The sequence below is a fragment of the Cupriavidus gilardii genome (genome assembly GCF_017598945.1).
In the GTDB taxonomy this organism is placed as follows: Bacteria; Pseudomonadota; Gammaproteobacteria; order Burkholderiales; family Burkholderiaceae; genus Cupriavidus; species Cupriavidus gilardii_E.
The window spans coordinates 1-12,675 of the sequence record NZ_JAGFTW010000035.1; the positions used below are offsets into that span (position 1 = coordinate 1).

At 69.0% G+C, this 12,675-nt stretch carries 7 protein-coding genes; 5 read left to right on the forward strand and 2 right to left on the reverse strand.

What is annotated here, in order from left to right; all coding sequences use genetic code 11:
• The first annotated feature begins 28 nt into the window (after nucleotides 1-28).
• Nucleotides 29-643: a glycerol-3-phosphate 1-O-acyltransferase PlsY gene (plsY, locus tag J5T34_RS11625; RefSeq protein WP_208579882.1), complete on the forward strand. Its 615-nt coding sequence runs from the start codon at nucleotides 29-31 to the stop codon at nucleotides 641-643.
• Between the two features lie 21 nt (nucleotides 644-664).
• On the opposite strand, the gene J5T34_RS11630 is transcribed toward plsY, so the two are convergent.
• Nucleotides 665-1,942 carry an ATP-binding protein gene (locus J5T34_RS11630; RefSeq protein WP_208579883.1) on the reverse strand — a complete coding sequence of 426 codons (1,278 nt, stop codon included), beginning with the start codon at nucleotides 1,940-1,942 and terminating at the stop codon, nucleotides 665-667.
• The gene (locus J5T34_RS11635) at nucleotides 1,939-2,679 is read right to left on the reverse strand and encodes a response regulator (protein WP_208579884.1); all 741 of its coding nucleotides are present in this window, start codon (nucleotides 2,677-2,679) and stop codon (nucleotides 1,939-1,941) included. The genes J5T34_RS11630 and J5T34_RS11635 overlap by 4 nt, the downstream gene beginning before the upstream one ends.
• A gap of 289 nt (nucleotides 2,680-2,968) precedes the next feature.
• Between J5T34_RS11635 and J5T34_RS11640 the strand changes: the two genes are divergently transcribed.
• The 4 genes from J5T34_RS11640 to J5T34_RS11655 are packed head-to-tail and all read left to right on the forward strand — an operon-like array spanning nucleotide 2,969 to nucleotide 12,525.
• A complete protein-coding gene (locus J5T34_RS11640) occupies nucleotides 2,969-4,513 on the forward strand; it encodes an MdtA/MuxA family multidrug efflux RND transporter periplasmic adaptor subunit (RefSeq protein WP_208579885.1) in 1,545 nt (514 codons plus the stop codon).
• Between the two features lie 25 nt (nucleotides 4,514-4,538).
• Nucleotides 4,539-7,721, forward strand: coding sequence for an MdtB/MuxB family multidrug efflux RND transporter permease subunit (locus J5T34_RS11645; protein ID WP_208579886.1), 3,183 nt, complete (start codon nucleotides 4,539-4,541; stop codon nucleotides 7,719-7,721).
• The gene (locus J5T34_RS11650; RefSeq protein ID WP_208579887.1) at nucleotides 7,718-11,056 is read left to right on the forward strand and encodes an efflux RND transporter permease subunit; all 3,339 of its coding nucleotides are present in this window, start codon (nucleotides 7,718-7,720) and stop codon (nucleotides 11,054-11,056) included. Before J5T34_RS11645 ends, J5T34_RS11650 begins: the two co-directional genes overlap by 4 nt.
• Before the next feature lie 2 nt (nucleotides 11,057-11,058).
• Complete coding sequence (locus J5T34_RS11655; protein WP_432207662.1) at nucleotides 11,059-12,525, forward strand: efflux transporter outer membrane subunit; 1,467 nt, start codon at nucleotides 11,059-11,061, stop codon at nucleotides 12,523-12,525.
• Nucleotides 12,526-12,675 lie beyond the last annotated feature (150 nt).

A 12,675-nucleotide genomic window follows, 5' to 3' on the forward strand; every position in this document is an offset into this window, starting at 1 on the left:
CCTTTCCCCTGCTTTCTTGACCCCGCCCATGGCCAATCTCGTCTTTGCCCTGCTCGCCTATCTGATCGGTTCGATCTCCTTCGCTGTCGTGGTCAGCAAGACGATGGGGCTGCCCGACCCGCATTCCTACGGCTCGGGCAATCCGGGCGCCACCAACGTGCTGCGCACCGGCAACAAGAAGGCGGCGCTGCTGACGCTGCTGGGCGACGGGCTCAAGGGCTGGCTGGCGGTCTGGCTGGCGCAGCGTTTCGGGCCGCAGTACGGCGTCGACCAGACCGGCATCGCGCTGGTCGCGGTGGCGGTGTTCCTCGGCCATCTGTTCCCGGTGTTCCACCGCTTCGCGGGCGGCAAGGGCGTGGCGACCGCCGCGGGCATCCTGTTCGCGATCCATCCGTGGCTGGGTCTGGGCACGCTGGCGACCTGGCTGATCATCGCCTTCTTCTTCCGCTACTCGTCGCTGGCCGCGCTGGTATCGGCGATCTTCGCGCCGTTCTTCTACATCCTGATGTTCGGCACCAACGTGGTCGCCGTGGCAATCCTGGCGATCAGCGCGCTGCTGATCGTGCGCCATCGCCAGAACATCGCCAAGCTGCTGTCGGGACAGGAAAGCCGGATCGGAGAAAAGAAAAAGCCGCAGCAGTAAGCCGCGGCTTCAACAGGTAGCTCAGGCCGCCTTGGCCAGCTGCGCAAACGGAAACACCATCTCGACGCGCAGGCCGCCCTCGGGCCGATTGCCGAGGATCAGGCGGCCGCCGGACTGGCGCACCAGCCGGTCGACGATCGCCAGCCCCAGGCCCGAGTGCGCATTGCCGCCGCGCGCCGGGTCCAGCCGCACGAATGGCAGCGTGACCTTGTCGAAGGCATCTTCCGGAATGCCGCTGCCCGCATCCTCGACCACCAGCTGCCAGCCATCGGCCACCCGCGCGGTGCGGATGCTGACCGGCGGCGCGCCGTAGTGGTACGCGTTGTCGACCAGATTGCCGATGATGCGATCGAGCTGCGTGGCGATCATCCGGAAGCCCTCGCCGGCCTCCAGCGACAGGTCCACCGGGCGCTCCTGCTCGGCGAGCGACGCCGCCAGCTCGGCCATGCGGCGATCGACCGGCACCGGGCGCGCGGTCGGCTCGGCGCTCTGCGCGAAAGCGAGAAACTGCTCGACGATCGCCGACATCGAATCCACATCGCGCGTGACGCCCGCCGCCGCCTTCGGATCGGCCAGCATCTCGGCCCGCAGCCGCAGCCGCGCCAGCGGCGTCTTCAGGTCGTGCGCGATGCCGGCCAGCATCGTGTTGCGCTCCTGATCGATGCGCGCCAGGTCCGCCACCATCCTGTTGAAGCGTTCGATCAGCTGCCGCAGCTCCAGCGGGCCGCGCTCGCGCAGCGGGGTCACCGGCTGCTGGCGCGACAGCTGGCCGGCGGCATTGGCCATCTCGCGTACTGGGCGCTGGATCTGCCAGGCGACCAGCAGCGCGAACACGATGGCCACGCTGACCACCAGCATCGCGCCCGGAATCAGCCGGTTGTCCAGCGGCGGGTTATGGACCCACAGGATCGGCATCGCGATCCAGTCCTGGCGCGTCGGCAGCTTGATCCAGATGCGCGGCGTGTCCTCGTCCTCGATGCGCACCTCGGTGCCGGGCGGCAGCCGGCTGGAGAAGCGTTCGACCAGCCGGCGCGAGCGGTCGGTGGGCGCGCGCGAATGTTCCTCGGCGCTGGCCTCGCCGGCGACCTCGACCAGGCTGGGCAGCTTCGCCGGCGGCCTGGCGTCGAGCGCGCGCTGGATGCTGTCGAGCTGGAACAGCATCTGCTCCACCGAATATTCCATGCGCTGCTCGCGGCGGTCCATGCGCAGGATCGCCAGCCACGAGAAATGGCTGATCACCAGCACCGCGGCAATCAGCAGCGCCATGCGGCCGAACAGGGTGTCGATGCGCAGCTTCATGAGACGTCCAGGTCGGCCTGCGCGGCTTCATCCGGCACGAAGGTATAGCCGCGCCCGCGCACGGTCTGGATATAGCGCGGCCGCTGCGCGTCCTCGTCGAGCAGCCGGCGCAGGCGCCAGATCTGCACGTCGATGCCGCGGTCGCTGACGCCGCTGGCCGCGCCGTACATCAGCTCGACGATGCGCTCGCGCGACAGCACTTCGAGCGGATGCATCAGCAGCAGCTTCAGCAGCGCGAATTCGGTGTCGCTGATCGGTAGCGTCTGCCCCGATCGCACCAGCGTGCGCTGGCGGAAGTCGACCTTGAAGGGGCCGAAGGTCGCGCTGTCGCGGTCCTCGGGGGCCGCCGCCGGGCGCGCCAGCTTGCGGCGCAGTACCGCGTTGATACGGGCCAGCAGCTCGCGCGGCGAGAACGGCTTGCCCAGATAGTCGTCGGCGCCGATCTCGAGGCCGACGATGCGGTCGATCTCGTCGCTGCGCGCGGTCAGCAGGATCACCGGGATATCGTCGTTGCGCGCACGCAGCTTGCGCAGCGCGGTCAGGCCATCGACCTTGGGCATCATCAGGTCCAGCACGATCAGGGCCGGGCGCTCCCGTTCGAGGCGGGCCTGCAGGCCGTCGCCGTCGTGCAGCACCGAAACGGCAAAGCCTTGCTGGGTCAGGTACTCGCGCAGCAGGTCGCGCAAGTCGGGGTCGTCGTCGACGACCAGGATCTGGGTGGGCTGATTGGGTCGCATAGCCGGATGATAATCAGGCACGCCCGCCGCGCCGCCGCAATGTTGTTTCGGCAAGTTACACCGGGCGCGCTGGTAATTATCTGTAATAAAGCCCTTCCTTACCGACATAGGTCTGCCCTCCCTCACGCCGTATCCTTGCCACGTCGCCGCAGGTGGGCCCCGCTCCGCATCCGCGGAAGGCCCTGACCGTTGCGGCATACTTCTGCGTCTTTCCATCGACAAGCAAGGCCGCGCACCCCGGTGGGGGCGCTCCAGGACCCGCTTCAGGACCCGCATCAGGACCCAGTTAATGGCCAATCCCGACTCCCATCAGCCCGCCAAACCCAAGACCCACGGCGAGGATCATCCGATCGATGCCTCCACCGAGGCGAGCGCCGGCCGGCCCGCTTCCGACCGGGATCCCGATCCGTACCGCGGCCATCCGCGCGGCACCGGACCCGTCCCGCCCGCCGACGGCGCCCCCGCGCGGGGCCGCCGCGGCGTGTGGATTGCCGGCCTGCTGGTGCTGCTGCTGGCCGGCGGCGGCTGGTACTGGTACAGCCAGCGCGGTGCATCCGATGCCGGCCAGGCAGGCCAGCCGGGCCCCGGCGGCCGGATCCCCGGCGGGCCCGGCGGACCGGGCGGCCCTGGCCGCGGCATGGCGGGCCCGGCCGCGCCGGTGGTGGTCAGCCCGGTGGCCCAGCGCGATATGGACGTGGTGCTCAATGGCCTGGGCAATGTGACCCCGGTCGCCAACGTCACGGTGCGCGCGCAGGTCTCCGGCCCGCTGCTGCGCGTGCTGTTCAAGGAAGGCCAGATGGTCAAGGCCGGCGATCTGCTGGCCGAGATCGATCCGCGTCCGTTCCAGGCCGCGCTCGATCAGGCGCTGGGCCAGCTGGCGCGCGACCAGGCGCTGCTGCAGAACGCGCGCATCGACCAGCAGCGCTATCGCACGCTGCTGGCGCAGGATTCGATCGCCAAGCAGCAGGTCGACACGCAGGACGCGCTGGTGCGCCAGTACGAGGGCGTGGTCAAGACCGACCAGGCCAACGTCGACAACGCCCGGCTGCAGCTGAGCTACACCCGCATCAAGGCGCCGACCTCGGGCCGCATCGGCCTGCGCCAGGTGGACCCGGGCAATATCGTCAGCACCTCCGATGCCAACGGCATCGCGCTGATCACGCAGATCCAGCCGATCGCCGTGCTGTTCTCGATTCCGGAAGACAACCTGCCGAGCGTGCTTCGGCAGCTGAACGCCGGCCAGACGCTGCCGGTGCAGGCCTGGGACCGGCAGGCGCGCAACAAGCTGGCCGACGGCACGCTGCTGACCACCGACAACCAGATCGATACCACCACCGGCACCGTGCGGCTCAAGGCGGTGTTCCGCAACGACGACGGCATGCTGTTCCCGAACCAGTTCGTCAATGTGCGGATGCGCGTCGATACGCTGGCCGGCGCCACCGTGGTGCCGGTCGCGGCCGTTCAACGCGGTCAGCAGGGCACCTTCGTCTATGTGGTCGACCAGGACAACAAGGTCAAGGTGCAGACCGTCGCGCTCGGCCCCAGCGACGGCGAGCAGACCGCGGTGCTGCGCGGCGTGCGGCCTGGCCAGCGCGTCGTGGTCGACGGCGCCGACCGCTTGCGCGAAGGCATGACGGTCCAGACCGTCGACCCGGCGGCGCGCGCCGCGGCAGTGGCACCGGCCAGCGAGCCGCGCGCGCGTGGCGGCCGGATGCGCGCGGGCGGCGCGTCGGGCCCCGAGGCTGCTGGCGCCAGCGCGCCGGCAGCGGCATCGGCACCGGTGGCGGCAACCGGACCGGCCTCGGCCGCCGCCGCGCCGGCACCGCGCCAATGAGCCCGCGCCGCAACGAGGACGCCGCATGAACCCGTCACGTATCTTCATCGAGCGGCCGGTCGCCACCGCGCTGCTGATGCTCGCGATCCTGCTGTCCGGGCTGGTCGCCTACCGGATGCTGCCGCTGTCGGCGCTGCCCGAGGTCGACTACCCGACCATCCAGGTGACCACGCTGTATCCGGGCGCGAGCCCCGACGTGATGACCTCGGCGGTGACCGCGCCGCTGGAGCGCCAGTTCGGCCAGATGCCGGGTCTGAAGCAGATGTCGTCGTCCTCGTCCGGCGGCGCGTCGGTGATCACGCTGCAGTTCGACCTGACGCTGCCGCTCGACGTCGCCGAACAGGAAGTGCAGGCCGCGATCAACGCCGGCAGCAACCTGCTGCCGGGCGACCTGCCGATGCCGCCGGTCTACAGCAAGGTCAACCCCGCCGACGCGCCGATCCTGACGCTGGCGATGACCTCGGACACGCTGCCGCTGCCCAAGCTGCAGGATCTGGTCGACACGCGCGTCGCGCAGAAGATCTCGCAGATCCAGGGCGTGGGCCTGGTGACCATCAGCGGCGGCCAGCGCCCGGCCGTGCGCATCCAGGCCAATCCGACCGCGCTGGCGGCGCTCGGCATGTCGATCGACGACCTGCGCACCGCGATCGGCGCGGCCAACGTCAACGGCGCCAAGGGCAGCTTCGACGGCCCGGCGCGCGCCTCGACCATCGACGCCAACGATCAGCTGCGCTCCGCCGACGAATACCGCCAGATCATCATCGGCTACCAGAACGGCGCGCCGATCCGCATCACCGACGTGGCGACCATCGTCGACGGCCCTGAGAATTCGCGCCTCGCGGCCTGGGCCAACGGCAAGCCGGCCATCGTCGTCAATATCCAGCGCCAGCCCGGCGCCAACGTGATCGCGGTGGTCGATCGCATCAAGACCATGCTGCCGCAGCTGCAGGCCTCGCTGCCGGCCTCGGTCAAGGCCGAGGTGCTGACCGACCGCACCACCACCATCCGCGCCTCGGTGCACGACGTCGAAATCGAACTGCTGCTGGCGATCGCGCTGGTGGTGATGGTGATCTTCCTCTTCCTGCGCAACGTGCCGGCGACGGTGATCCCGGGCGTGGCGGTGCCGCTGTCGCTGGTCGGCACCTTCGGCGTGATGTACCTGGCCGGCTTCTCGATCAACAACCTGACGCTGATGGCGCTGACCATCGCGACCGGCTTCGTCGTCGACGACGCCATCGTGATGATCGAGAACATCATGCGCTACATCGAAAAGGGCGAATCGCCGATGGCGGCGGCGCTCAAGGGCTCGAAGCAGATCGGCTTCACCATCATCTCGCTGACCTTCTCGCTGGTGGCAGTGCTGATCCCGCTCCTGTTCATGGGCGACGTGGTGGGCCGGCTGTTCCGCGAGTTCGCGGTCACGCTGGCGGTGTCGATCCTGATCTCGGCGGTGGTGTCGCTGACGCTGACGCCGATGATGTGCGCGCGCATGCTGCGCCATGTGCCCGAGGACAAGCTGCCGCGCTTTCATCGCGCCACCGGCGCCTTCTTCGATCGCGTGATCGAGCGCTACGGCCACGCGTTGAACTGGGTGCTGGGGCGGCAGCGCGCGACGCTGCTGGTCGCGATCGGCACGCTGGCGCTGACCGTGGTGCTGTACCTGGCGATTCCCAAGGGCTTCTTTCCGGTGCAGGATACCGGCGTGATCCAGGGCGTCACCGAGGCCTCGCAGAGCATCTCGTTCCAGGCGATGGCGCAGAAGCAGCGCGCGGTCTCCGAGGTGGTGCTGAAGGACCCGGCGGTGCAGAGCGTGTCCGCCTTCATCGGCGTCGACGGCACCAACACCACGATGAACGCCGGCCGCATGCTGATCAACCTGAAGCCCAAGGGCGAGCGCGACGACATCGCCACCGTCACCGAGCGGCTGCAGGCCGCGGTCGAGGAGATGGGCGGCGTCTCGCTGTATATGCAGCCGGTGCAGGACCTGACCATCGAGGACCGCGTCTCGCGCACGCAGTACCAGTTCACGGTGGAAGATCCCGATCCGCAGACGCTGGCCACCTGGGTGCCGAAGCTGGTCGAACGGCTGAAGGAAGAACCCGAATTCCGCGACGTCGCCACCGACCAGCAGAACAACGGCCTGCGCGTCTACGTCGACATCGACCGCGATGCGGCCGCGCGCTTCGGCATCACCACCGCGGTGATCGACAGCGCGCTGTACAGCGCCTACGGCCAGCGGCTGGTGTCGACCATCTTCACGCAGTCGAGCCAGTACCGCGTGGTGCTGGAGGCGATGCCGGAATTCCGCGACAACCCGCAGGCGGTGGCCGAGCTGCGCCTGCCCTCCTCGTCCGGCGGACAGGTGCCGCTGGGCGCGTTCGCCCGCATCAGCGAGCGCACCGGGCCGCTGGTGATCAACCACCAGGGCCAGTTCCCGGCCGCGACGATCTCGTTCAACCTGGCGCAGGGCGCGTCGCTCGGCCACGCGGTCGACAAGATCAAGCAGGTCGAACAGGAGATCGGCCTGCCGATTTCGATGCAGACCACCTTCCAGGGCGCGGCGCTGGCCTTCAGCGCGTCGCTGTCGAACACGCTGTGGCTGATCCTGGCCGCCGTGGTGACGATGTACATCGTGCTGGGCGTGCTGTACGAGAGCACCATCCATCCGGTGACGATCCTGTCGACGCTGCCGTCTGCCGGCGTCGGCGCGCTGCTGGCGCTGCTGCTGGCCGGCCATGACCTGGGCATCATCGCGATCATCGGCATCATCCTGCTGATCGGCATCGTCAAGAAGAACGCGATCATGATGATCGACTTCGCGCTGGAGGCCGAGCGCGAACGCGGGCTGGCGCCGCGCGACGCGATCTTCGAGGCCTGCCTGCTGCGCTTCCGGCCGATCCTGATGACGACGATGGCCGCGCTGCTGGCCGCGCTGCCGATGATGCTCGGCACCGGCATCGGCTCCGAACTGCGCCGGCCGCTGGGCATCACGATGGTGGGCGGCCTGCTGGTCAGCCAGGTGCTGACGCTGTTCACCACGCCGGTGATCTATCTGGCGTTCGATCGGGTCGCCGGCCGGCTCAAGGGCTGGCGCCGCCGGCGCTTCGGCGATCCCGATGCCGACCTCGATGCGGATCTGGGCCCGGGCGGCAATCCGGGGGGCACCCCGGGCGCGCCCCCGCCCGTCGACACGCCGAGGGCGCCATGAACCTGTCGGCCATCTTCATCCACCGGCCGGTCGCGACCGCGCTGCTGACGCTGGGCATCCTGCTGGCGGGCCTCGCCGCGCTGCGGATGCTGCCGGTGTCGCCGCTGCCGCAGGTCGACTATCCGACCATCTCGGTGTCGGCGTCGCTGCCTGGCGCGAGCCCCGAGACGATGGCCGCGACCGTGGCGACGCCGCTGGAGCGCGCGCTCGGCTCGATCGCCGGCGTCAACGAGATCACCTCGAGCAGCTCGCTCGGTTCGACGCGGATCGTGCTGCAGTTCGACCTGTCGCGCGACATCGACGGCGCCGCGCGCGACGTGCAGGCGGCGATCAACGCCTCGCGCGCGACGCTGCCGAGCAGCCTGCCGGGCAACCCGACCTATCGCAAGGTCAACCCGTCGGACGCGCCGATCATGATCATCGCGCTGACCTCGCCGACGATGACGCGGGGCCAGCTGTACGACGCCGCCTCGACCATCCTGGCGCAGAAGCTGTCGCAGATCGAGGGCGTGGGCCAGGTCACGATCGGCGGCGCCTCGCTGCCGGCGGTGCGGGTCTCGCTCAATCCCACGGCGCTGAACAAGTACGGCATCGCGCTGTCCGACGTGCGCAACGCGATCAGCGCGACCAACGCGAACCGGCCGCTCGGCGTGGTCGAGAACGACACCAAGGCGTGGCAGATCTACGCCAACGACCAGGCGATGAAGGCGGAAGACTATATGCCGCTGATCATCCGCTATGCGACGCCGGGCAGCTATTCGACGACCACCGCCGGCGCGCTGATCGCCAGCACGTCGAGCGCGACCTCGGGCGGCACGGTGCGCACCACCACCGTCAACGGCGTGACGACCACCACGGTCACTGCGGGCGGCACGACCACCACCACGGTCAACAATGCCGCCGGCAGCAACGCGGCCACCACCGGGCCGAATTCCTTCGCGGTGCCCGTGCGGCTGTCCGACGTCGCCACCGTGACGGACTCGGTGCAGGACGTGCGCAACGCCGGCTCGGCCAACGGCGAGCCGTCGGTGCTGCTGGTGCTGAACCGCTCGCCCGGCGCCAACATCATCGAGACGGTCGACCGCGTCAACGAGATGCTCCCGACGCTGCGCCAGATGATCCCGGCCGCGATCTCGATGGACGTGATGATGGACCGCACGCCGACCATCCGCGCGTCGCTGCGCGAGGTCGAACACACGCTGATCATCTCGGTGGCGCTGGTGATCATGGTGGTGTTCCTGTTCCTGCGCAATGTGCGGGCCACGCTGATCCCCAGCGTCGCGGTGCCGGTGTCGCTGATCGGCACCTTCACCGTGATGTATCTGGCCGGTTTCTCGCTGAACAATCTGTCGCTGATGGCGCTGACGATCGCCACCGGCTTCGTGGTCGACGATGCGATCGTGGTGCTGGAGAACATCTCGCGCCATCTGGAGGCCGGCATGCGGCCGGTGCAGGCGGCGCTGCGCGGCGCGCGCGAGGTCGGCTTCACGGTGATCTCGATGAGCCTGTCGCTGATCGCGGTGTTCATCCCGCTGCTGCTGATGGGCGGCATCATCGGGCGGCTGTTCCAGGAGTTCGCGATCACGCTGTCGGTGGCCATCCTGGTGTCGCTGGTAGTGTCGCTGACGACCACACCGATGATGTGCGCGCGGCTGCTGCGCTCTCCGGAGCAACAGCGCCCGCGCGGCCGCTGGTATCGCGCCAGCGAGCGCGTGTTCACCTGGATGAACGAGCGCTATGCCCGCACGCTGTCGGTCGCGCTGCGGCACAGCCGGCTGGTCTGGCTGGTGCTGCTGGTGACCATCGGCCTGAACGTCTGGCTCTATGTGATCGTGCCGAAAGGCTTCTTCCCGCAGCAGGACACCGGCCGGCTGATCGGCTTCATCCGCGCCGATCAGGCCACCTCGTTCCAGGCGATGCGGCAGAAGCTCGACAGCTTCATCCGCATCGTGCAGTCCGACCCCGCGGTGGTCAACGTGACCGGCTTTACCGGCGGCTCGCAGCGCAATACCGGCCAGATGTTCGTCACGCTCAAGCCGCTGACGGAGCGCACCGAGACGGCCAACGAAGTCATCGCGCGGCTGCGCGGCAAGCTCGCCAGGGAGCCCGGCGCGAGCCTGTTCCTGGTGCCGGTGCAGGACATCCGCATCGGCGGACGGCAGAGCAGTTCGCAATACCAGTTCACGCTGCGCTCGGATGACCTCGAGGTGTTGCGCGCGTGGGAGCCGAAGGTTCGCAATGCGCTGTCGAATCTGAAGGAGCTCGAGGACATCGACACCGATACCAACGACAAGGGGCTGCAGACCTCGGTGATCGTCGATCGCGACACCGCATCGCGGCTCGGCGTCACGATGCAGCAGGTCGATTCGCTGCTGAACGACGCCTTCGGGCAGCGGCTGGTGTCGACGATCTACCATCCGCTGAACCAGTATCGCGTGGTGATGGAGCTGAGCCAGGAGTACCTGCAGGGACCGAACGCGCTGAAGGACATCTATGTGGTGACCGGCGCCGGCAACCGTGTGCCGCTGTCGGCGTTCGCGCGCGTGGTGCCCACCAATACGCCGCTGGGGGTCAACCATCAGGGCCAGTTCGCCGCGTCGACGATCTCGTTCAACCTCGCCGAAGGGGTGTCGCTGTCGCAGGCAACCGAGCGCATCCAGCACGAGATGGCGCGGATCGGCGCGCCCGAATCGCTGCAGGCGAATTTCGCCGGTACCGCCAGCGCCTTCCAGGAGTCGCTGCGCAGCCAGCCGATCCTGATCCTGGCCGCGTTGATCACGATCTACATCGTGCTGGGCATCCTGTACGAAAGCTATGTACACCCGCTGACGATCCTGTCGACGCTGCCGTCGGCCGGCGTGGGCGCGCTGCTGGCGCTGCTGGCCTCGGGCACCGAGTTCAGCGTGATCGCGCTGATCGGCGTGATCCTGCTGATCGGTATCGTCAAGAAGAACGCGATCATGATGATCGACTTCGCCATCGATGCCGAACGGCGCGAAGGTCTGACGCCGCGCGAGGCGATCTATCGCGCCTGCCTGCTGCGTTTCCGCCCGATCCTGATGACGACGATGGCGGCGCTGCTCGGCGCGGTGCCGCTGGCGCTCGGCCGCGGCGACGGCGCCGAGCTGCGCGCGCCGCTCGGCATCTCGATCGTCGGCGGCCTGCTGGTCAGCCAGCTGCTGACCCTCTACACCACGCCGGTGGTCTACCTGACGCTGGACCGCTGGCGCCTGAAGTGGCAGGCCTGGCGGAACCGTCGCAACGCACGTCGCAACAGCGGCGGCCGCGGTGACGATACGCCGGCCGAGCCCACGCCTGCCGGATTCGATTCGTGATGATGACCAGAGAAGCGATGACCCGCCCCTCCTCCCTGCCCCGCTGCATCGTGATGGCGTGCGCGCTGCTGCTTGGCGCCTGCGCGGTCGGCCCCGACTACCAGCGGCCCGATGCGCCGGTGACACCGGCCTTCAAGGAAGCGCCGGCCGAATGGGGCCAATGGAAGCCGGCCGAGCCCGGCGACGCGAGCCAGCGCGGCAACTGGTGGGCCGTGTTCGGCGATCCGCAGCTGGACGCGCTGATGGCTCAGGTGAAGATTTCCAACCAGACCATCGCCGCCGCCGAGGCGCAATACCGGCAGGCCACCGCGATCCTGCGCGCGGCGCGCGCGGGCTACTTCCCGGTGGTCGGCGCGCAGGCCAGCGTGGACCGCTCGCGCAGCGGCAACGGCAATATCACCAGCGGACAGACCGCGACGCTGTCAGCCAGCTGGGAAGTCGATCTGTGGGGCCGCGTGCGGCGCCAGGTCGAGAGCAGCGAGGCCAGCGCGCAGGCCAGCGAAGCGGACCTCGCTTCGACGCTGCTGTCGACGCAGGCCACGCTGGCGCAGACCTATTTCCTGCTGCGCGTCACCGATGCCCAACAGGCCCTGCTGCAGCGGACCGTCGCCGACTACGAGAAGTCGCTGCAGCTGGTGCGCAACCAGTACCAGGCCGGCATCGCGCAGCGTTCCGACGTGCTGCAGTCCGAGACGCAGCTCAAGAGCGCACAGGCGCAACTGATCGACATCCAGATCGAGCGCGCGCAGTACGAGCATGCGATTGCGGTGCTGACCGGGCAGCCGCCCGCATCGTTCTCGCTGGCACCGATCGACTTCACCGAGACGGTGCCGCGCGTGCCGGTCGCGGTGCCGTCGCAACTGCTGGAGCGCCGTCCGGACATCAGCGCGGCCGAGCGCCGCGTCGCGGCCGCCAATGCGCAGATCGGCGTGGCGCAGGCCGCGTATTACCCGACGCTGAGCCTGTCCGCCGCGGGCGGCTTCACCTCGAGTTCCCTCGAGCGCTGGCTGTCGCTGCCGAACCGCATCTGGTCGTTCGGCCCCGAACTGGCCATGACACTGCTCGACTTCGGCGCGCGCGGCGCCGCCAAGGAACAGGCCATCGCGGTCTACGACCAGACCGTGGCCAACTACCGGCAGACGGTGTTGACGGCGTTCCAGGAGGTCGAAGACAACCTCGCCGCGGCGCGCCTGCTCGAACAGGAAGCGGTGGTACAGAACGAGGCGCTGCGCTCCGCGCGCGAAGCGCTGTCGCTGGTCAACAACCGCTATCGCGCCGGCACCGCCGGCCTGCTGGACGTGCTGACGGCGCAGACCGCGGCCTATACCGCCGAGCGCACGGCGCTGTCGATCGCCGGCCGGCAATTGAGTGCGAGCGTGGTGTTGATCAAGGCGTTGGGCGGCGGCTGGCAGGGACCGGAGACGACGGTGGCGAAGGAGGCGGGGGACGGGGCGGCGGTGTCGCGCTGAGGCACGATCGCGCATCGGCGGGATGCGGGGCGCCCGATGCCCTCTCCCCCGCCCCTCTCCCGCGAGCGGGAGAGGTGAGAAAGTCCGTCGTATCTGCGAGCGCTATCGGCGACTGCAGCGATATCGCGCTCCCCTCTCCCGCCCTGCGGG